This window comes from bacterium SCSIO 12696 (assembly GCA_024397955.1).
Classification (GTDB): Bacteria; Pseudomonadota; Gammaproteobacteria; order Pseudomonadales; family Porticoccaceae; genus SCSIO-12696.
On the sequence record CP073744.1, the window covers coordinates 1,540,964 to 1,561,354 of the forward strand.

The window sequence follows — 20,391 nt, forward strand, 5'->3', positions numbered from 1 at the left end:
CCGCCGGTACGATGAATCAATTACCGACCAATATAAAGGGATTTTCTGCAAATAAATCAGTACGATTTGCAAAGAAATTTGACTTTTAAGGATTTTTTAAAGATGAAAAAGGCACTGCAATGAGTGCCTTTAAAGGAATCAAGCGAGCTTGTTAGGCCACACTTTTGCGATACTCTTTAGGCGCAACGCCAAACTTGCCGCAAAACGCGCGGCTAAACGCCGCCGGTGATTGATAGCCAATCTGACTGGCCACCTGCTGCACACTGATGCGAGTGTCATCCAACAGGGCCAATGCCTTCTGCAAACGCCATTCAGACAGGTAAGACATGGGTGCCGTATCCAGCAACTCTCGAAACCGATCTGAAAAACGGCTGCGCGACATAGCCGCTTCTGAGGCCAGCCGCTCCACGGTCCAGGGCTCTTCCGGGCGAGTGTGAATCAACTGCAAGGCGCGGCCAATTTTGGGATCACTGAACGCCTCCAAAGCGGATTCAATCTGCGGATTTGCACCGATACCTGCGCGCAGTAATTCGATAAACACAATTTCCGACAAGCGTGTGACCGCGGTGGTAGAACCGGGAGCGTCGGAGAAAATCCGCCGTACAATCAGCCGCAAAGTTTCGTCCAACAACGGCTGTTTGGCGCGGTCTGCCGCAGACGTTATCAGGTAATCCGGCAGCGAGCGCAGAATAGGATGACTGGCGCCATCGCGAAAACTGAAGTGGCCGCACACCATTTGCGTAGAGGCATTGGCGTTACCAGAACCCAGCGCCAATACACCACAGCCGTTATAACCGGCGTCTTTGAGTACGGTTTCCAGGGGCGGAGCTGTTTTGTCCGGTGCATCGGAAAGAACATGAGAGGCCCCACGGGGAATCAGCACCAGGTCTCCTGGGCCCAACTCCAAAGCTTGGCCGGATGGCAATTGCACATGGCAACGCCCTTGTACAACCAGGTGAAAGCGCGCGGCCTCTTCAAAACTCGGCACCTCAACCGCCCAGGGCGAAGAAAAATCGGTGCGAAAATACAACGTGCCTTTCAGGTTTAGGGTATCGAGAATATCGTCAAGTACATCCATGGGTTGCCTGCATCAACATTGTGCAACTTACTCTGAGCGTTATCGCTGCAGTGAGTTCCACAACCCAGGCAGATTAATCCGGTGCCAGCCTCTCACTGCGGCGGCCGTGCTGCAAAATTTCGTACACTGCTACGCCCAAAATGATTGCACCACCAGCAATCACCCAAATACTGGCGGACTCCCCAAGTACCAGCCAGGCTACCACCGCGCCCAGTACCGGCTGCGAACAACCGATGATAGACACAGTTTTGACCGGCAAGCGTTTCAGGCTTACTGCCAACAGCGTATGAGCACCGGCGGTGGTCAACAAACCCAGCATTAGCAGCAATAGCCAGTGTTGGCCGGTCATTTGCGGCAACGATTGAAAATCCATAAACGGCAGCAGCACCAGTGCCACCGCCAACACTTGATGCAAAATCAATTTACTGCTGGCCACGTGGGAGTAACGATGCTTTAGCAACAAATTGCGCACTGCAAACAGTAGAGCCGACAGAACTCCCCAAAAACACCCCATCAGTACCGGGCCACCAAAGGATGTGCTCAACTCTTCCCACACCATCACTGTCAGCCCCAATAACACCAGCACACCGGCCAGCAGATCGGTGAATTTAAGGCGCTGTCCATGAGCAGCGATCCACGGCTCCAGCAGTATGGCGATCACCGGGTAACTGAACAGCGCCAGCATACCAATAGCGACCGTGGACACCTGCATAGCGTGAAAATAGGTGACCCAGTGCAACGCCAGCAACACGCCCAGTGCGTAAACGCCTGCGCCTTGGCGCCAATTGCCCAAGCGCCAATTACTGCCCTGCAGCCAGCAAAACAGCAGCAACCCAATAAACGCCACCACACTGCGCAGCTGCGAAATAGTGGTGGCATCCATGGGAATCAGTTTGGCAAACAGGCCATTGAAAGACAGCAGCGCGATCTTGCCGTAAAGGGCCAAAAAGCCTTTTCGATCAGAGTGCATAAAGGGTTGCCCTCAGGCTGTTGGCGGTTTAAATTTTTCTACAATCAAGTTCGCGAAAATGCATTACGGGCACTTCTAAAAATAGTGATATTTTCGCGAGAGCAAGACGGCGGCGCACGGAGACCCGCAGTGTATAAGGGATACATGAGGAGTCGAGTACGACGCCAACGCCGCTATCGTGGAAATAGTGCATTTTTTGAGGTGTCCTTATGGCAAAGGTTCTGGTATTCCAACATGTTCCCTACGAGCCCTTGGGGTTGTTGGACCCAATGTTGCGCAGCCATCGCCACCGGATTCGCTACGTCAATTTTGCCCGCGGTGATGCCACTATCCCGGCCCTGGATAACTACGCCGCCCTGATCGTACTGGGTGGGCCAATGAATATTTGCCAAGAGGCACAATACCCTCACCTGGCGTTGGAAAAGCAGGCTATTTTACAGGCTATGGAGCAGCAAATCCCGGTTCTGGGTATTTGCCTGGGGGCGCAATTGATTGCCAGCGCTCTTGGAGCAAAGGTGTTCCCGGCAAGCACAGTAGAAATTGGTTGGCACCCAGTGCACGCCAGCGAATACGCAGCGAATGACGCTCTTGGTCAACATTTTGCCAATACTGAAACCATCTTCCAGTGGCACGGCCACACCTTCGATTTGCCCGCTAATGCGGTACCGCTAAGCTATGGTGATCGGTGCCGTAACCAGGCATTTCGGGTAGGCACCAACACTTACGGCTTGCAATTTCACCTAGAGGCCTGTGAATCCGTTATCGAACGTTGGTTAACCGTGCCCCAACATCAGGATGATTTGTCCCGGCTGGCACCTGGGGCTGCGGAAGACGTTCGCCAGCAAAACATCAATGCCCTACCCCGCTCACAACAATTGGCGGAACAGGTATTTGGTGCGTTTATTGAACTGCTGCCTCCAGTGCGAAGGCAGCATCAATTGAGTTCGCGATAAAAATAGCTGCGGGCAGCTAGCTTCGGGCGGCGAGCAGTACCGCGCGAGTGTTACCCTGAGGAGAACAACTACATAAGGATCTCAGAATCGGAAACCTGTGAGATACTTATGCGGCTGCGCCGCTCAGAATAACGGAATTCAGTACTCAATATAGCAATTACGCTGGATCTGCCCGCAGTCCGTAGCCCGCCGCTCGCAGCTAACTCCCATCCACCATACGGCCAATCCCCCCCAACACTGACCCTTCACCCTTGTCGGAGCCACCGTGGCTCGGCGCGCTCTCGATAATACGATCCGCGAGGCGCGAGAATGGCAAGCTCTGCACCCAAACCGTACCTGTGCCCTTTAAGGTCGCCAGGAATAATCCCTCACCCCCAAACACCATGGATTTAAGATTACCCGCCCGCTCAATGCTGTAATCAATACCTTGGGAAAAGGCCACCAAACAGCCGGTATCAACCCGCAGGGTTTCGCCGTTCAACTCCTTGCGCACCAAAGTGCCACCGGCGTGGACAAAGGCCATGCCGTCGCCTTCGATGGTTTGCAAAATAAAACCTTCACCGCCAAAGAAACCCGCACCCAAGCGCTTGTTAAAGGTAATGCTGATTTTGGTACCCAGTGCTGCAGCCAGAAATGCATCCTTCTGGCAGGTAATTTTGCCGCCTTCTTTTTCCATATCCAGAGCGACAATGGTGCCGGGGTAAGGGGCGGAAAACGCCACCCGCTTTTTACCCACGCCAGTATTGGTAAAGTGGGTGGTAAAAATCGACTCGCCTGTGAGCATACGCTTGCCAGCGCTGAACAGCTTGCCCATGATTCCCTGATCCGGATCAGAGCCATCCCCCATCTTGGTTTTAAAGTCGATGCTTTCCTCCATGTAGGTCATGGCTCCGGCTTCGGCAATAACGGTTTCGCCGGGATCCAGCTCCACTTCCACCAGCTGAATATCATGGCCTTTGATGTCGTAATCTACTTCGTGGCAATGCTGCGGCATATTCCGTCCCTCTATGTATTTCGGCATGCGTAAAAACAAAAAGCCCCGCGACGGCGGGGCTATTATTGAATATCAGAAATTCTCTACACTCAAGTATTGATCAATCGTCTTGAGGCAGTGAAAACCAGCGCAGTTTTTCCGCGCTAGGCGGTAACTCCAGAGCAAACACAGTGGCATCTCGCTCTTGCTTGGTAAGCTCTGCTTCAGCAATATCAAGGAAGTGCTGCAAAGGGTTTTCCTCTTTGCCCAGGCGGTGATCTGAAGCCTGAAAACTGCCGGATTCATAGCTGATCGCTTCCAGATCCACCGCAATCGGCATGCGGCGGTTCTGGTAGAGCCACACTCCGTGGCTGGATTCAAAGCGGTAATAAGGCAGCAGTTTGTAACCGTGCTCTGCCACCAGCTCCACCGCTCTCACCAAATACTCAAAAGTCTCTTCATCAATAAAGTAATTGAAGTTCATGCGAATCCAGCCCGGCCGCAGAATCATCAAACCTTTATCCATTTCCGCTTCCAGGGCTTTGCTGTACGCCATGTCCATGCCCAGCAATTCATGACCGTAAGGCCCGGCACAAGAACAACCGCCACGGGACTGAATGCCAAACAGATCGTTGAGCACAGCTACCACAAACCCGTAATGCAGGTTTTTACCCTTGTGCTTGAGTTGCAGGGAAATGATGGACAGGCGATCGGAGTCCGGGCAACCCAGAATTTCGATATCCGGGTGCTGACGCCAGCGGGCAATGGCGCGGGTGATAAAGTCATGTTCCCGGCGCTCGATTTCGTCGGTGCCCACCGCCGCCTGCAGCTGGAACACCAGACCCGCACGAATGGACTCCACAATGGCCGGAGTCCCCCCCTCTTCGCGGCGCTCCAGATCATCTGTGTACAGGTGATCTTCCGGGGTAACGTATTTTACAGTTCCGCCGCCGACAATGGCCGGTACCCGGTTCGACAGAATTGACCGCTTTGCCACCAGAATTCCCGGCGTACCCGGGCCGCCAACAAATTTATGGGGAGAGATAAACACCGCATCCTTATGAGCATCGTCGGCGCCATTCATATCAATGCCCACGTAGGGCGAAGCCGCGGCGTAATCCCAAAACGACAGGGCATTGTGAGCGTGCAGCAAGCGCGCCACCCTATCAACGTCGGTTTTCAAGCCGGTGACATTGGAAGCTGCTGAGAAGCTGCCAATCTTGAGTGGCCTGTCCGCGTACTCTTTCAACGACGCCTCTAACCTTTCCAGGTTCATTGCCCCGCTGTCTCTGAGCGGAATGGTCACCACATCGGCAATGGTTTCCCGCCAGGGCAACTCGTTGGAATGGTGCTCGTAAGGGCCGATAAACACCACCGGGCGCTGATCCTGGGGGATTTGAGCCAACAATTGATGACGCTCACTGAGGTCGGCGGGAAGACGCAGGTTGAGAATATCGATCAACTTGTCTACGGCAGCCGTGGCACCGGGGCCGGAGAACAACACCAGGTCATCGTCACCGCAATTCAGGGATCGCTTGATAATATCCCGGGCCTGCTCTCGCAGCAGGGTTGTCTGCATGCCAGTGTACGAGGTTTCCGTATGGGTATTGGCGTAGTACGGCAACACCCGCTGGCGAATAAAATCTTCAATAAAGTCCAGGGAGCGACCAGAGGCGGTGTAATCCGCGTACACCAGTGGTTTAACACCAAAAGCGGTTTCAATCTGCTGGCGCTCGCCAATCACCGATTGGTTGATCGACTCTATAAGTTGCTGCATCAAAAGAACCTTTTGCCTTCAAAGGGGAGAAATACCGTCGAAGACGGGATTTTAGTTTAACGCCCGAGAAATTTCGTTGCTAAATCTGCAATTGCACACAATGATTTAGATCAAAGTTTCAGTATCTTTAACTTCTGCGAAACAGAAAAAACGCGCAACCATCGGCAAAACATTCGCCAACAGCATTTGAGAGGTAAGCGCCCACTGCACACAAGAAAAACAAAGTCGTGATTTGCAGCGTTCTATAAGGCAATATACGCAACACTGTTTCAAAAAATCAGCTAATCGAAAAACAATATCACTGTATCGGGGATGTGCTCAACCATGGACAAATTCGACAAAGCCATTTTGGAGACCCTGCAACGGGACGCAACCCTCTCCGTCGCTGAAATCGCCGACCGCATATCCTTGTCAAAAACCGCTTGTTGGCGGCGGATTCAAAAGCTTGAAAGCGAGGGGGTGGTCAAATCACGGGTCGCCCTTTTGGACCCAGAGAAACTCAACCTTTCTCTGACCGTGTTTATTTCCATTCGCACCAACCAGCACAACCAGAACTGGCTGCACGAGTTTCGTCAGGTGGTCAGTGGTATTGCCGAAGTCTTGGAGGTATACCGCATGAGTGGTGAGTTGGATTACCTGGTACGTGCGGTGGTTTCCGACATGGTGGGTTTTGACAAGCTGTATCAGGAACTGATTAAAGCGGATTTATTCGATGTCAGTTCCAGTTTTGTGATGGAAACCATCAAGCACACCACTGAACTGCCATTGGATAATATTTAAAGCACTGTTTTACTGGGAACTTTGCATTTATCGGCAATCTAATTAGGTTGCTTTTTCTCAACAGGGATTTTCATTATGAAAACGGTTACCGCTGCATTTACCACGTTGCTCCTGCTGCTATACGGCACTCTGAGCTTTGCCGGATTGGCTGAATCTTCTGCCGACACCAACCCACTGAAGGCTGGCGAAGCCATTCCCAATGTGACGTTAGCTTCGTCCACTCAGAATAACGTCAATCTTGCGCAACTGGAAAAACCGACCATCGCCATTTTTTACCGTGGCGGCTGGTGCCCCTACTGCAACCGTCACTTGCGCGAAATTCAGGGCATTCAGCAACAACTATTGGATATGGGCTACGACATTGTGGGTATCAGCCCGGACATGCCAGAGAAATTAAAAACCACAGTGAACGGCGAACAACTGCAATATCAACTGCTGTCGGATAACCGCGGCGAAGCCGCAAGAGCCTTTGGCATCGCCTTCGACGCCGCCAAAGAGTACAAAGAAAAGTACGGTGACCGCATCATCACATTACTGGAAGGCTTTTCCGGTGAATCTCACCACCAGTTGCCGGTACCCTCGGTGTTTATCCTCAAGGGTGACAAAATTGCCTACACCTACTCGAACCCGGATTACACCACACGTCTATCCGCCGATGAACTGCTGGCAGCGGCCAAGGCTGCGAAATAAATCATTCGCTCCGGGCAGCTGGCGGCTAGCTACGGGCTGCCCAAGCAAGTTTCATGTGCAAACCATGAATTAAATGGGTAAAAAAGCAAAAACCGAGCTCTAATACAGAGCTCGGTTTTTTTATTTGGCACAAACTGCTCGTAGCCCGCAGCAAGAAGCTCGCAGCTAACTCTAAATATGAATCGCATGCCCCAATGAAGCCAGCGCCGCTTCAAAAGTACCCTCAGTCAGGGTGGGGTGCACATGAATGGTGCCCGCAATATCTTCCAGTCGCGCGCCCATCTCCAATGCCAGGGCAAATTCACCAGAGAGTTCCGACACATGGGCACCCACTGCGTGAATACCCACAATTACATGGCTGTCTTTACGCGCGGTAATGCGTACAAAACCACCATCGGCACCGGCGTCCATGGCCAGAGCCCGGCCACTGGCAGCGAAAGGAAATTTGCCGGTAACCACATCGATACCCTGAGCACTGGCCTCATCCGGTGTTAAACCCACACCACAAATTTCCGGCTCGGTAAAACACACTGCGGGAATCGCCACCGGATCAAACTCCCGGCGCTGGCCAGCGATAATTTCCGCCACCATTTCTCCCTGTGCAGACGCTTTGTGAGCCAGCAGAGGCTCACCCACCAAATCGCCAATGGCCCATACGTTTTTCATGGAGGTGCGGCACTGGTTGTCTACCTTTACAAAGCCGCCTTCCATATCCACACACATGTTTTCCAGGCCCCAGCCCTGGGTATTGGGTTTTCGGCCGACGGTCACCAATACTTTATCGGCAATCACTTCCTGGTCATTGCCATTGCTGTCCTGATATTGCAGGTAAGTTTTACCAGCTTTGTCCACCACCCCTTTGGCTTTCGCCGCCAGGTGAACATCCACCTGATGCTTTTTCAGCCAGGTTTCAATGGGGCGGGTCATCTCTTTATCGTAGATCGGCAGAATGCGATCCAGGGCTTCAACAAAAGTGACGTTAGCGCCCAATTTGCGCATCGCCATTCCCAGTTCAAGGCCAATATAGCCAGCCCCCACCACCGCCAAGTTCTCGGGCACTTCGTTCAGTTGCAAGGCTTCGGTGGAGGAAATCACATTGCCACCGTAGGGCATAAATGGCAGTTCTGTGGAAACCGACCCATTGGCCAAAATAACGTGCTCCGCATGAACAGTAACGGTGCCGGCCTCGGTTTCTACATCACAGGTTTTAGCGTCGCGAAAGGTGGCCCAACCTTCAACCCGCTCCACTTTGGCTTTTTTCAGCAGCTGGCCAATACCACTGGTCAGCTTTTGCACAATGCCGTTTTTCCAATCGACCACAGCAGCCATATCCAGCTCAGGCTTGCTGGCAACGCTGATGCCCATATGAGGCTCGCCAAAGTGCTTGTTCAATTCTTCAAAACGGGTCGCGGCGTGAATCATCGCTTTGGAGGGAATACAGCCCACATTGAGGCAGGTACCACCGGGGCGAGCGGCTTCCACAATCACTGTATCCAAGCCTAACTGGCCAGCTCGAATAGCAGCTACGTAACCGCCAGGGCCTGCACCGACAACCAGAACTTTGCAGCGTTTTTTCATCAATACAATCTCATTAGCTGACTTTTCGTCATGCCCGCGAAGGGCATCAAACAAACAGGGTGGCAGGGTATTCCAACAGCTGTCGCAACCGCTGGATCATTTGCGCAGCCTCGTAACCATCAATTACCCGGTGGTCGAACGACGAGGAAATATTCATCATTTTGCGCACTACGATATCACCGTCACGAACCACCGGGCGCTCGACCATGTTATTGGTGCCGATAATCGCCACTTCCGGATAATTAATCACCGGGGTGTGAACCAGGCCACCCAGTGGGCCAAGACTGGTAATAGTGATAGTGCCACCGGTTAGCTCATCTTTGCTGGCGGTGTTGTTCTTGGCGGCAGTCGCCACGCGCATCATCTCGCTGGCCAGACCCCAAACATCCAGAGCTTCGGCGTGCTTGACCACCGGTACCTTGAGGCCATCGTCGGTTTGGGCCGCTATGCCCAGATGCACGCCGTGGTGACGCAAAATAACGTCGTTGGCGTCATCGTAGATGGCATTAAACTGGGGGAATTCGGCCATCACTTTGGTGACGCCCTGCATGATGTACGCCAACAACGACAGTTTAGGCTGGTCGCTATGGCGAGTTGCATTCATGTGCTGGCGCAGTGCCTCAAGCTCAGTAACGTCCACTTCTTCCACGTAAGTAAAGTGGGGAATCTGACGCTTGGACTGCTGCATTTTCTGGGCAATCATGCGGCGCAAGCCGCGCACCGGAATTTCGGTTACCCCGGTTCTCTTTCTGCAAATGTGGGTCGCTGCCGACCCTTGGCCACCGGAGAGAAAGGCATCCAGGTCACCGTGTTCGATACGGCCAACGGGGCCAGTACCGGTCACATCCGACAGATCCACTTCCGCTTCCAAAGCACGGCGACGAACCGCTGGCGAAGCCAGCACCGGGCCGCTGTGGCTACTAACAGGTACCGATGTGGCAACAGAAACTGACGGCGGCGCTGAAACAGGCCTGGGCTCTGATACCGCGGGTGCCACAGCGGGCTTTTCAATCGCGGCTGGTGGAGCCTGGTTCGTAGCATTGCTGCTTGCGGTATCGATGGCTCCTTCTGTGGCAAAGGTAATCAATTCAGAGCCCACCGCAATCACATCCCCAGCAGCGCCAGCCAGGGAGGTAACGGTACCTGACACTGGCGCAGTGAGTTCGACTGTGGCTTTATCGGTCATGACATCGGCAATCACCTGATCTTGCTTCACCGAATCGCCAACCGACACGTGCCATTCCACGATTTCCGATTCAACCGTGCCCTCTCCCAAATCCGGCAACTTAAAGACGAACCTGCCCGCTGCGGGGGCACTGGCGATGCTTTCTGTTTCAGGCTCGGTAGCTGCTGGCTCGGCAGTCGGTGCTTGCTCACTGGGAGCGGCCTCCACCGCAGCGGCATTACCTTCACCTTCAACCTCAAAGCGAATCAGTTCAGAGCCGACCGCAATCACATCGCCCGCATTACCAGCCAGGGAAACCACCACGCCAGCCACTGGAGCGGTGAGCTCCACATTGGCTTTGTCGGTCATCACATCGGCAATGTGCTGGTCTTGCACCACCACTTCACCGGGTTTGACATACCACTCGACAATTTCCGATTCGACAGTGCCTTCGCCGAGATCCGGCAATTTGAATACGTATTGGCCCACCTGTGCCCCCTATCGGTTGTCCAGAGTTTTATGAATGGCGTCTATGATGCGCTGTTGGCCAGGAAAGTAATCCCATTCCATGGCGTGTGGGTAAGGCGTATCCCAACCAGTTACTCGCTCGATGGGTGCCTCCAGGCGCCAGAAGCTGGCTTCCTGAATCTGCGTCACCAGCTCAGCTCCAAAACCGCTGGTTCGGGTTGCCTCGTGCACCACCACACAGCGACCGGTTTTGTTGACTGACTCGGCAATGGTGTCGATGTCCAGCGGCAACAGAGTGCGCACATCAATCACTTCGGCATCGATACCTGCGGCCTCCACGGCGGCTTCAGCCACATGCACCATGGTGCCGTAGGTGACAATGGTTACGTCGTTGCCCGGACGGCTGACTTCCGCCACACCGATATCCAGTTTGTAATACCCTTCCGGCACTTCCCCTTTGGGATGGGTATTCCAGCCCACAGCCGCCTGGTGAGGGTCACCATCAAAGGGGCCGTTATACAGCCGCTTGGGTTCGAAAAAGATCACCGGGTCATCGTCTTCAATGGCCGCAATCAGCAAGCCTTTGGCATCGTAAGGATTCGATGGCATCACCACTTTGAGCCCGGCCACGTGGGTGAAAATGGCTTCGGGGCTTTGGGAGTGGGTCTGACCGCCGCGAATACCACCACCACAAGGAGTGCGAATGGTGACCGGCGCGGTAAACATGCCGTTGCTTCGATAGCGCAACTTGGCCAGTTCAGACACGATCTGGTCATAGGCGGGGTAGATGTAATCGGCAAACTGGATTTCCACCACCGGGCGCAAACCGTTTACTCCCATACCGATGGCGGTACCGACAATGCCGCCCTCGGAGATCGGGGCATCAAATACGCGCTGCTTGCCGTACTTTTCCTGCAAGCCAGCGGTTACCCGGAAAACCCCACCAAAATAGCCCACATCCTCGCCGTAAATAATCACACTGGGGTCTTTCGCCAGCAGATTGTCCTGGGCGGAGTTGAGGGCCTGAATCATATTCATTTGAGCCATGGTCACTGTCTCACTCATATAGAGGCCTATCGGCCCAGTTCCTGGCGTTGTTTGCGCAGGTGCGGCGGCATTTCTTTATAGACCTGCTCAAACAGCGCGGCACTGTGGGTATCACTGCAATCCGGGTCATTAATACAACCCAGGGCATCGGCTTTTTTCCAGCACTCGGTCACGTAGTCTTCCAGTTCATCGGCGAGCTCATCCTGTTGTTGCTGAGTCCATTCGCCAATGTGTATCAGGTGATTTTTCAAGCGTTCAATAGGATCACCCAGAGGCCAGTGCTCCGGCTCATTGCGCGGGCGATAGCCGGTGGGATCATCGCTGGTGGAGTGGCCCTCTACCCGGTAGGTATAAAGCTCGATCACCGTTGCGCCCAAACCGGCGCGGGCGCGTTCCGCGGCCCATTGAGTCGCCGCGTACACCGCCAGGAAGTCATTGCCATCCACGCGCAGAGCCGGCAAACCATAGCCAACGCCGCGAGCAGCAAAGGTGGTGTTTTCACCGCCGGCAATGGTTTGCGGCGAGGATATCGCCCACTGGTTATTGACCACGGTCAAAATGCAGGGGGCGCGATAGGTCGCCGCAAACTGCAGAGCGTAGTGAAAGTCCCCTTCAGCGGTAGAGCCATCGCCAGTCCAGGCCAGAGCAATGTCTTTTTCGCCTTTATAAGCGGAGGCCATGGCCCAACCCACCGCTTGTGGGTAATGGGTCGTCAGCGGACCGGAAATGGAAAAGAAACCCTTCTCTGCCGAGGAGTATTTAATCGGCAGCTGCTTGCCCTGCATGGGGTCCAGCTCATTGTTCATTACCTGGCACATCATTTCGCTGAACAGGTCTGCGCCACGGGCGATGAACGCGCCTTGCTGGCGGTAGGTAGGAAACAGCATATCGTTGGGCTTCAGAGCCATGGTGGATGCCACTGCCACCGCTTCTTCACCGGTGCACTTGAGATAAAACGACATTTTCGCCTGACGCTGCATACGGAACATGCGCTCATCGTACTTGCGGGTCAGTAACATGGTCCGCAAGCCCTGGCGCAATACCTCGGGCTGCAAGGTGGGGTTCCAGGTACCGTGAGCGGCACCGTCGTCGTCCAGCACTCGAATCAGAGAGTGGGCCAGGTGGGCAATATCGGCGGGTTCACAATCTGTTTGCGGGCGCTCAACAGCGCCGGGGGTGCCGATATCCAGGTGAGAGAAATCCGGTTTATCCCCTGGTCGAAAGGGAGCGTCTGGAATATGGAGCCGATTCTCGTTGGGTTTAGCCATAGGAGCAGCCCTGTTGTTATAGAGTAACGTTATCTGCCTGACCCTAACTGCCTTTGGACAGCTTTTATTTATGGCACTTTCCTTTGCTTTGCTTTTTACTGGCCACAGACAACTTGTGTAGGACGCTCATTATTCTCTCCTACCCCCGGTGGAGTAAACCGCTAATTTGGGTAGGAAACACCCAAAGCACAGTCAAAAGAGACAGAAATCGGCTTATTTCAGACAGAATGATGGGATTTTAAGAAAAATTAGACAGGGAGGGCCAGAATTGTATGGCCCTCCCCAGAGGAGAAATTAAAACAGTTTTTTGAGTTTTTCAGCAGCTTTGTCTTTGAGGTCCTGCTTTTTATCGTCCAGTTTCTGTTTGGCTTGGTTCTTTAACTCACCCAGTTTGCCGGACTCAAGAACAGCCCCCTTGGCGCGCTCAGTGAGCTCGCCCAGCAACACTTCCGCCACTTCGGCAGCGGTTGCCCCATTGGTTTTTTCACCTATACCGGTAAGGTGAATTTCAGGCAGGTTCACATCCAGAGATTCTTCCCCAAGCAGCTGGCTGGTGACCGAAATCAAACCGTCAGTAACTTTAAAATCCCGAATAATCAGTTTTTTGGCAGTGCCTGAATCTTCTTCAGTGTCGGTGCTTGGCCCCACAGCTTTTTCAATATTGCGCTGCAGGGTTTGCAGGTTGGTTCCCGCTGAGTTCTGCTCAAAGAAGATCTGCGGCGCCACCACATTGATGCTGTTCACCACGATGGTGTCACTGGTTACGCTGTTGAGGTCCAGATCCACCGCAATCTCACCCAGGGAAAAGGCATTGGGCTGAGAGAAGCCGGTTGGGTTACCCACGTTCAAATCTGCCAGCGCCAGATTGCCGGACAACAGGGACAGATCCACACCACCCAACGACACTTTGGATTGAGTGTATTCCGGAGCTACTGTTTCCACAGCCTCAGTAACCAAAGTATCCACTTTGGACGCCACCACCAAGCCAGCAGCAACCACCAACACCACCAATACAATCAATATGCGAAAAACCCACTTCATGGCTCAATCTCCATTACAATTCGCCCGTTACTCTACCCCCTTGGAACGCTATTTAACACCAGGACCCTGTAAAACTATGGTTACCAACACCGTCGGCTCCACACTATCCGGCCCCAGCTATCTACTCAAAGGCTTAAAATTACTTGGCCATCGCCGCATTCGCCTGTTCGCCATTGTTCCGGTGCTGATTAATATTCTGCTTTTTATCTGGCTCACCACTCTGGCGGTGAATGGCTTTGAAGGTGCCATGGCCTGGATGGAGGGCTGGCTCACCGGCTGGCCAGCCTGGATCCAATGGTTTTTTGACTTTCTCAGCTGGCTGCTATGGGCAGCTTTTGTGGTGTTGCTGCTCATCCTTTATGCCTACACCTTTACCCTGTTCAGTAATTTGATTGGCACGCCCTTCTACGGGCTGTTGGCAGAACGGGTTCAGGAAGTACTGACCGGGCAAGTAGACAGCCGCGGTATGACCTTTAAACGAGCCACCGCTATTGCCATCAGCGCCATCAAACGCACTTTTACCATGCTCGCCTACACCCTGCCCCGAGCGATTGGGGTTGGCCTGGCATCGCTGGTATTGCTGTTTACCCCGCTGGGGTTTGTGGGCTCGATAATCAGCTTTTTGTGGGGCGCCTGGTCACTGGCGTTGGAGTATCTGGACTATACGTCAGATAACAACGAACAGAGCTTCCCCGCGCTGCTCAGCGAATGCCGCGAACAACGCAACCGCTGCCTGGGCTTTGGTGCCTCCGCATTAGCAGCTACGTCGATACCGGTATTAAATATCATTGTGGCTCCAGCAGCGGTGGCTGCAGGTGCAGCGATGTGGATAGATCGGTTTGGCAGCGGGCAGCGGGAATAGCTGCTGCGAGCAACGTGCTTCGAGCAGCGAGCAGTAAGGTGGTTGCGGGTTGAGGGCAGATTGGAGTAAAGCAATGGAAATAAAAAATTATTTTAAAGGCCGTGCCATCAAGAAATTTATGGCAAAACTATCCCAAGGATTACAGTCTCGCTACGGCAGTTCTGAAAGCTATACAGTTGGTCAAGTCCAGAAAACAGTTGATGCCCTTAAACTCAATAGTAAATATATTGATTTCGCAATTTTTGTATTCTGCGACCCAGAAGAACACAAAAAGAGCGGCTTTCATTTGGAAAAAATTAACAAATATGAAGGCTACGCAGATAAATTTTTCTATGGTGCTTGTGGTGCCAGTAGCTGTGGCTCTTCTATCGGAGGGGAAGGCTCCTGTGGCGGAGGGAGCGATTAGCTGTACTAATAGCCTCATACTGCTCGCAGCTCGTAGCACGCAACTCGAAGCCCAACCAAAACGGCCACCGCAAGGTGGCCGTTTTGGTTGCAGGCGTGCACTGCTCGCTACGCGAGCAGTTCCTCCGGAGGCTGTTCGCATTCCAGCTTGTTGCCCAACAGTTTTTCAATGGGCTCCAGCAGAAAGGCGTCGTCTTCGCAGGCGAAGCTGATGGAGGTACCGGTTTTACCGGCGCGGCCGGTGCGGCCAATGCGGTGAACGTAATCTTCCGGCTCTTCTGGCAACGTAAAGTTGACCACGTGGCTGATGCCATCCACGTGAATACCCCGGCCGGCAACGTCGGTAGCCACCAGCACTTTGAGTTTGCCGGATTTAAAATCTTCCAGGGTACGTACCCGTTTGTTTTGCGGCACATCACCGGACAACAGGCCTACCTGGAAACCCTTCTTCTGCAGGCGTTCCTGCAGGCGACGACACTGATCGCGACGGTTGGCAAACACGATAATGCTGTCCACATTATCTTGCTTGATGATGTTGTCCAGCAGCGCGAACTTGTCTTCGGTGGCGGTGATATAGACTTTTTGATCCACGGTATCCGCAGCGGTATTTTCCGCTTCGATCTCAATCATCACCGGCTCTCGGGTCCACTGCTCAGACAGAGACATTACCTCCGGAGTGAAGGTGGCACTGAACAGCAGAGTCTGGCGGTATTCTTTTTTGGGTGTCTGGCGCACGATGCGACGCACCTGGGGGATAAAGCCCATATCCAGCATGCGATCGGCCTCGTCGATCACCAGCACTTCTACCTGGTCGAGATAAACGTCGTGACTACCGGCGAAGTCAATCAGGCGTCCCGGTGTCGCCACCAGAATATCTGCCAAATTGTCGTGCAATTTTTTCTGCTGTTTGCCGTAGTCCATCCCTCCCACCAGAGTATGGATCGTCAACCCGGTGTGTTTGCACAGAGCCAGAGCGTCGTCGGCAATCTGCATCACCAGCTCGCGGGTAGGTGCAATAATCAGAGCACGGGGCTCGCCAGCGTAACGCTCCTCCGCAGGGATTGGGTTCTTCAGCAAATCATCAATAATGGTGACCAAAAACGCGGCGGTTTTGCCGGTACCGGTCTGCGCCTTACCCACCACATCGTGGCCGCACAGGCTGTGTGGCAGGGAATGCGCCTGAATCGGCGAGGCGTATTTAAAGCCCACATCGGCAATGCCGTGCATCAATGGCAACTCAAGATCGAGATCGTGAAAACGCAGCTTTCCCGCCTCTGGCGACACTTCAAATTGAGACAGGCTCCAGGTTTTTTTGGCGTTGCGATGGCCGCCTGAACGGCGCCGGCGCCGGTTGTGGGAGCGGCGTTTGGAATCTGGGCCCTTAGTTTCGGACGGGCTGTCTTGCTTGTTGTCTTGGGACATAAACGGTATTGCTCAAAGAAAGCTGTTCAAAAATTAGCCAATTTGGCGAAGCGGCGGATTATAGCAGGAATGGGGCAAGGAGGAGACAACAAAAAAGCCGCCCGAAGGCGGCTTTAGATGAGCAGGTAATTATTTCTGTTCTTTACAGAAAACCTTACACAGCCAATAGTCGGCACTGGCGTAACGTCCACCACCGGTAAACATCAGGCTCAACAGCATGATGAAATAGGTAGCAGCGAACTCGATACCATTGTTGAGAATGGTGACACTGCCACGGCCGGTCAACCAAGAGTAGTTACCGTGCTGTCTCAAAATGGATTTGATGGCGTCTTTACGTTCCGCCGCTTCCATCACACGATCGTTGGCCAACCAGCTGGACGAATCAGATACCGCCAACCAGCCGTTTTCCCAGTGCACCGCAAAAATGGCCACCAGCATAGTTACCATCAGTGGAATGGCGACGACTCGGGTTGCCAAGCCAATCAACAGCATAATGCCGCCAATCAACTCCGCACCAATTGCCAGAGCTGCCATCAGTTCAGGCATTGGCAGGCCCAGACCCCAATCGGCATTGCCAAACCAGGATACCGTACCTTGCCAGCCATCCAGCTTGTTCCAGCCAGCTTGAATCATGACCGGAGCCAGGTATACGCGAAACAGCAGAGGTGCGAGAAAATCCACCTTGCTGGCACCGTTCATAAAGCCGTTGTGTAGGCTAAACAGTTTGTTCATTGGTTGCTCTCCAGAATATTTGCGCCACCTTTGAGGGTAAAGCTGGCAAATAATTCCCTCAATAAACGGCCGAAATGCAATTTACTTGATCACTTCTGCATAGAAATCGGTTAAATAATGTTAATCCATGAATTTCACTGCCTGATGACGATTGCGATACAAGGCTTCCAATGTTTCTGAATAACCCGGCTCAATCACCATGCGAGCGTGATTGCGATTCAGCTGGCGAGGTTCCGACACACCACAGGTATGAGCGATGACCCCCACCTCGTGCACCATATGGTGAGCGTAACTGGAAACCCGGTTGGCTTTATTAAACGGGTCGAGGCCCTGCTGAAGTTTTTCATTGTGGGTGGTAATACCGGTGGGGCAGGTATTTTTGTTGCACTGCAATGCCTGTATGCACCCCAGCGCGAACATAAAGCCTCGCGCTGAAACCACAAAATCCGCTCCGGCACACAGTGCCCAGGCCACATCCACCGGATTAACCAATTTGCCCGTGGCAACCAGCCGAATACGTTGGCGCAAACCGTAGTACTCCAGTTTATCCGCCAGCCAAGGCAGGCTTTCACGAATCGGCAAACCGGCGTGATCCATCAAACTTTGCGGGGCAGCACCGGTGCCACCATCCGCGCTGTCCAAGCTAATAAAGTCCGGCGCCCAATAAGCGCCGCGTTCATTAATTGCCGTGCACAGGTTGTCAAAAAAGTTGGTGCCACCCATGACCATTTTGATACCCACCGGCTTACCGGTGACTTCGCGGATACGCCCGAGAGTATCCAGCAAGTCATTGACTGAACGAATCTCCGGGTGCCCATTGGGGCTGATGGAGTCCTGCCCAGCGGCAATACCACGGATGGCCGCAATCTCATCGGTCACCTTGATCGCTGGCAAAATACCGCCTTTACCCGGCTTCGCGCCCTGGCTGATTTTTAACTCAAACATACGCACCTGAGGGTGGGCCGCCACTTCGCGCAATTTGTCGTCGCTGAGATTGCCTGCCTCATCACGCACACCGTACTTGGCGGTGCCGATCTGCATCACAATATCGCACCCCCCTTCAAGGTGGTGCGGGCTGAGGCCACCTTCGCCGGTATTCAGCCAACAACCTGCATCCTTGGCGCCTTTGGAAAGGGCCTGCACTGCGGGCTTGGACAACGCGCCATAACTCATGCCAGATATATTAAAAAATGACCGAGCGTTGTACGGAATGCGGCACTGGGGGCCGATCACCAATGGTTGCGGCTCGCAGGCGTCTTCACTGAGGGTGGGGAAAGGCGTGCTAACAAACAGTACTGCACCAGGCTTGTCCAGAGGTGCGGTGGAGCCAAACGCCAGAGTACTGTCCACATCCTTGGCGGCCCGATACACCCAGGAACGCTGCGCCCTGTTGAAAGGCATCTCCTCACGATCCAGGGAAAAGAAGTACTGGCGAAAGAATTCACCGATGTGTTCAAACCAGTAACGCAAACGGCCAATTACCGGATAATTGCGGCGAATGGTGTGGCTGGTCTGGTTCACATCAATGATATACAGCACTGCAATGGCGATCACGCCAAGTACTAATATCGCCAATACGGATGCGGCAAACAGCTGCATCACAAAGGTTAAAAAGCTGATTTTTTCTTCTGTCATGGTATCCCCAAGTGACCTGTGAATATCGCTTTGTGACAACAGCGATTGGCGATATGCTTCGCCACGGATAATAAACCCACCCAAATTTTCCTACCATGTCTAAAGCACCTCACTATCGCCAGCTTTGCGGCGAGGCGGTACGCCTTTTTCGCTTTGCCTTGCCACTGGTTATTGGCCAGGCAGCGGCGATGGGCATGGGCCTCACCGATGTATTTATGGCAGGTCAGGCCAGTGTAGACGACTTGGCCGGTGTGACGCTGGGCAACAGCATCAGCATTTTTGTGTTTCTGATATTGGGAGGCATTCTGTTTGCCAACGCCCCTCTGATCGGCCACCACTTTGGTGCCGATGACCGCAGCGCCTTGCGGCATCAATTTCACCAATGCCTGTGGCTGGCCCTGCCATTGGGGTTGATTGCCAGCGCTTCGATGGCAGGTGGCTTATGGCTGGTGGGGCAACTGGGGGCAGAACCCCAGGTAGTGGCGATCGCTCGCGGCTACATGGCTCCCATGATCGCCGCGGTGTTTGGCTTTCATTTGATGTTCTGGCTGCGCACCACTCTGGAAGCGGTGAGCCTGCCGCGCGCAGTGATGGTGGTCAACATCGCCGGCCTGGCATTGAATATTGTTCTGGATTACGCCCTGGTCTTCGGCCACTGGGGACTACCCAAACTCGGCGGCGTCGGCTGCGGCTGGGCCACCTTGATTGTGGTGACGTTTCAGGTATTGGCGTTTGCCTTGTGGCTGCAGCGCAGCCGCGCCACTCAAGCATTAAAGCTGTTTACCGAGCTGGCCAGACCGCAATTAAAAACCATGGGCAATATCCTGCGCCTGGGGTTGCCGATTTCAGTCGGTATTCTGTTTGAATTCAGCTTCTTCGGCATTATCCCGCTGGTTATCGCCAGCCTGGGAGCGGAAGTGGTCTCCGGTCACAGCATTGCCCACCAGTTCGATGGCCTGATGTTTATTGTCTCCCTGGGCATTGGTCAGGCATTAACGGTCGCCATTTCCCAGCACATCGGTGCTCAAAAACCCGGCAAGGCCTGGTTCAGCTGCCAGGCCGGACTGCTATTGATCGCCACCATCGCCTGCTTGCAGGTAGCGGTTTATTTAGTCTTCCCGGAAGCCATTGCCGGTTTTTTTAACGACGACCCTACGGTGCAAAAAATTGCGGTAGAGCTGCTGTTAATTGCGGCAATTTATCGTTTTTCCGATGCCATCGCAGTGGGTGCCATGAGTGCATTGCGGGGCTACAAAATTACCAAGGCACCCATGGTGGTGCAGTTCATCGCTTTTTGGGTGGTGGGTTTCCCGCTGGCTTACAGCTTGGGGATGACTAATTTTTGGGGACCAGCTATGGGGGTTCCCGGCTTTTGGGTTGGCGCTGCTGTTGCCTTGAGTGTGTCAGCCCTGTGCCTAATGGCCATGGTTTGGCAGAGAGGCAGACAAAGAGCTATCTTGGGAAAAGCTATCAAGCCCATTTAATCAATTAAATAGTTTTAATGACAGTTAGCCATTACAGTGCACAGCATCCAAACATCTTTTGAG

18 protein-coding genes are annotated in these 20,391 nt (G+C 53.5%); 6 read left to right on the top strand and 12 right to left on the bottom strand.

Going from position 1 to position 20,391, the window contains the following annotated elements:
* Positions 1 to 151: 151 nt before the first annotated feature.
* On the bottom strand, positions 152 to 1,078 hold the full coding sequence (locus KFE80_07060; protein ID UTW44168.1) for an AraC family transcriptional regulator: 927 nt from the start codon (positions 1,076 to 1,078) through the stop codon (positions 152 to 154).
* Positions 1,079 to 1,151: 73 nt separating this feature from the next.
* Positions 1,152 to 2,048, bottom strand: a complete 897-nt coding sequence (locus KFE80_07065) for a DMT family transporter (GenBank protein ID UTW44169.1) — start codon at positions 2,046 to 2,048, stop codon at positions 1,152 to 1,154.
* Between the two features lie 209 nt (positions 2,049 to 2,257).
* Between KFE80_07065 and KFE80_07070 the strand changes: the two genes are divergently transcribed.
* Positions 2,258 to 3,001, top strand: coding sequence for a gamma-glutamyl-gamma-aminobutyrate hydrolase family protein (locus tag KFE80_07070; GenBank protein UTW44170.1), 744 nt, complete (start codon positions 2,258 to 2,260; stop codon positions 2,999 to 3,001).
* 199 nt (positions 3,002 to 3,200) lie between these two features.
* Here the strand turns inward: KFE80_07070 and KFE80_07075 are convergent, their stop codons facing one another.
* Entirely contained in the window at positions 3,201 to 3,995 is a 795-nt protein-coding gene (locus KFE80_07075; protein UTW44171.1) for a TIGR00266 family protein, read from the bottom strand.
* Between the two features lie 100 nt (positions 3,996 to 4,095).
* Positions 4,096 to 5,751: an aminotransferase class V-fold PLP-dependent enzyme gene (locus KFE80_07080; GenBank protein UTW44172.1), complete on the bottom strand. Its 1,656-nt coding sequence runs from the start codon at positions 5,749 to 5,751 to the stop codon at positions 4,096 to 4,098.
* A gap of 324 nt (positions 5,752 to 6,075) precedes the next feature.
* On the opposite strand from KFE80_07080, the gene KFE80_07085 reads away from it, so the two are divergent.
* Entirely contained in the window at positions 6,076 to 6,531 is a 456-nt protein-coding gene (locus KFE80_07085; GenBank protein UTW44173.1) for an Lrp/AsnC family transcriptional regulator, read from the top strand.
* 75 nt (positions 6,532 to 6,606) lie between these two features.
* Positions 6,607 to 7,221: an AhpC/TSA family protein gene (locus tag KFE80_07090; protein UTW44174.1), complete on the top strand. Its 615-nt coding sequence runs from the start codon at positions 6,607 to 6,609 to the stop codon at positions 7,219 to 7,221.
* Positions 7,222 to 7,392: 171 nt separating this feature from the next.
* Here KFE80_07090 and lpdA read toward each other — a convergent pair whose 3' ends face one another.
* From lpdA to KFE80_07115, 5 genes are all read right to left on the bottom strand, one after another.
* A complete protein-coding gene (lpdA, locus tag KFE80_07095; protein ID UTW44175.1) occupies positions 7,393 to 8,799 on the bottom strand; it encodes a dihydrolipoyl dehydrogenase in 1,407 nt (468 codons plus the stop codon).
* 46 nt (positions 8,800 to 8,845) lie between these two features.
* Positions 8,846 to 10,453: a 2-oxo acid dehydrogenase subunit E2 gene (locus tag KFE80_07100; GenBank protein ID UTW44176.1), complete on the bottom strand. Its 1,608-nt coding sequence runs from the start codon at positions 10,451 to 10,453 to the stop codon at positions 8,846 to 8,848.
* 9 nt (positions 10,454 to 10,462) lie between these two features.
* The gene (locus tag KFE80_07105; GenBank protein ID UTW46665.1) at positions 10,463 to 11,479 is read right to left on the bottom strand and encodes an alpha-ketoacid dehydrogenase subunit beta; all 1,017 of its coding nucleotides are present in this window, start codon (positions 11,477 to 11,479) and stop codon (positions 10,463 to 10,465) included.
* A 26-nt stretch (positions 11,480 to 11,505) separates the two neighbouring features.
* Positions 11,506 to 12,747, bottom strand: a complete 1,242-nt coding sequence (locus tag KFE80_07110; GenBank protein UTW44177.1) for a 3-methyl-2-oxobutanoate dehydrogenase (2-methylpropanoyl-transferring) subunit alpha — start codon at positions 12,745 to 12,747, stop codon at positions 11,506 to 11,508.
* Between the two features lie 294 nt (positions 12,748 to 13,041).
* Positions 13,042 to 13,788 carry a hypothetical protein gene (locus tag KFE80_07115; protein UTW44178.1) on the bottom strand — a complete coding sequence of 249 codons (747 nt, stop codon included), beginning with the start codon at positions 13,786 to 13,788 and terminating at the stop codon, positions 13,042 to 13,044.
* A 76-nt stretch (positions 13,789 to 13,864) separates the two neighbouring features.
* Between KFE80_07115 and cysZ the strand changes: the two genes are divergently transcribed.
* Both cysZ and KFE80_07125 read left to right on the top strand, forming a co-directional pair.
* Positions 13,865 to 14,650 (top strand): sulfate transporter CysZ, encoded by a 786-nt coding sequence (gene cysZ, locus KFE80_07120; GenBank protein ID UTW44179.1) that lies wholly within the window; start codon positions 13,865 to 13,867, stop codon positions 14,648 to 14,650.
* Positions 14,651 to 14,723: 73 nt separating this feature from the next.
* Positions 14,724 to 15,056: a hypothetical protein gene (locus KFE80_07125; protein ID UTW44180.1), complete on the top strand. Its 333-nt coding sequence runs from the start codon at positions 14,724 to 14,726 to the stop codon at positions 15,054 to 15,056.
* Between the two features lie 107 nt (positions 15,057 to 15,163).
* Here the strand turns inward: KFE80_07125 and rhlB are convergent, their stop codons facing one another.
* From rhlB to KFE80_07140, 3 genes are all read right to left on the bottom strand, one after another.
* The gene (rhlB, locus tag KFE80_07130; GenBank protein ID UTW44181.1) at positions 15,164 to 16,477 is read right to left on the bottom strand and encodes an ATP-dependent RNA helicase RhlB; all 1,314 of its coding nucleotides are present in this window, start codon (positions 16,475 to 16,477) and stop codon (positions 15,164 to 15,166) included.
* Positions 16,478 to 16,606: 129 nt separating this feature from the next.
* Positions 16,607 to 17,209 carry a DoxX family protein gene (locus KFE80_07135; protein ID UTW44182.1) on the bottom strand — a complete coding sequence of 201 codons (603 nt, stop codon included), beginning with the start codon at positions 17,207 to 17,209 and terminating at the stop codon, positions 16,607 to 16,609.
* A gap of 120 nt (positions 17,210 to 17,329) precedes the next feature.
* Complete coding sequence (locus tag KFE80_07140; GenBank protein UTW44183.1) at positions 17,330 to 18,844, bottom strand: FMN-binding glutamate synthase family protein; 1,515 nt, start codon at positions 18,842 to 18,844, stop codon at positions 17,330 to 17,332.
* 95 nt (positions 18,845 to 18,939) lie between these two features.
* Here KFE80_07140 and KFE80_07145 point away from each other — a divergent pair, with 95 nt between their 5' ends.
* Positions 18,940 to 20,328, top strand: a complete 1,389-nt coding sequence (locus KFE80_07145; GenBank protein ID UTW44184.1) for an MATE family efflux transporter — start codon at positions 18,940 to 18,942, stop codon at positions 20,326 to 20,328.
* Positions 20,329 to 20,391: the final 63 nt, after the last annotated feature.

Bases quoted from the DNA above. Each gene is read 5' to 3' on its own strand.
- KFE80_07060 (UTW44168.1), bottom strand. From the start codon at position 1,078: ATGGATGTACTTGACGATATTCTCGATACCCTAAACCTGAAAGGCACG.
- KFE80_07065 (UTW44169.1), bottom strand. From the start codon at position 2,048: ATGCACTCTGATCGAAAAGGCTTTTTGGCCCTTTACGGCAAGATCGCG.
- KFE80_07070 (UTW44170.1), top strand. From the start codon at position 2,258: ATGGCAAAGGTTCTGGTATTCCAACATGTTCCCTACGAGCCCTTGGGG.
- KFE80_07075 (UTW44171.1), bottom strand. From the start codon at position 3,995: ATGCCGCAGCATTGCCACGAAGTAGATTACGACATCAAAGGCCATGAT.
- KFE80_07080 (UTW44172.1), bottom strand. From the start codon at position 5,751: ATGCAGCAACTTATAGAGTCGATCAACCAATCGGTGATTGGCGAGCGC.
- KFE80_07085 (UTW44173.1), top strand. From the start codon at position 6,076: ATGGACAAATTCGACAAAGCCATTTTGGAGACCCTGCAACGGGACGCA.
- KFE80_07090 (UTW44174.1), top strand. From the start codon at position 6,607: ATGAAAACGGTTACCGCTGCATTTACCACGTTGCTCCTGCTGCTATAC.
- lpdA (UTW44175.1), bottom strand. From the start codon at position 8,799: ATGAAAAAACGCTGCAAAGTTCTGGTTGTCGGTGCAGGCCCTGGCGGT.
- KFE80_07105 (UTW46665.1), bottom strand. From the start codon at position 11,479: ATGGCTCAAATGAATATGATTCAGGCCCTCAACTCCGCCCAGGACAAT.
- KFE80_07110 (UTW44177.1), bottom strand. From the start codon at position 12,747: ATGGCTAAACCCAACGAGAATCGGCTCCATATTCCAGACGCTCCCTTT.
- KFE80_07115 (UTW44178.1), bottom strand. From the start codon at position 13,788: ATGAAGTGGGTTTTTCGCATATTGATTGTATTGGTGGTGTTGGTGGTT.
- cysZ (UTW44179.1), top strand. From the start codon at position 13,865: ATGGTTACCAACACCGTCGGCTCCACACTATCCGGCCCCAGCTATCTA.
- KFE80_07125 (UTW44180.1), top strand. From the start codon at position 14,724: ATGGAAATAAAAAATTATTTTAAAGGCCGTGCCATCAAGAAATTTATG.
- rhlB (UTW44181.1), bottom strand. From the start codon at position 16,477: ATGTCCCAAGACAACAAGCAAGACAGCCCGTCCGAAACTAAGGGCCCA.
- KFE80_07135 (UTW44182.1), bottom strand. From the start codon at position 17,209: ATGAACAAACTGTTTAGCCTACACAACGGCTTTATGAACGGTGCCAGC.
- KFE80_07140 (UTW44183.1), bottom strand. From the start codon at position 18,844: ATGACAGAAGAAAAAATCAGCTTTTTAACCTTTGTGATGCAGCTGTTT.
- KFE80_07145 (UTW44184.1), top strand. From the start codon at position 18,940: ATGTCTAAAGCACCTCACTATCGCCAGCTTTGCGGCGAGGCGGTACGC.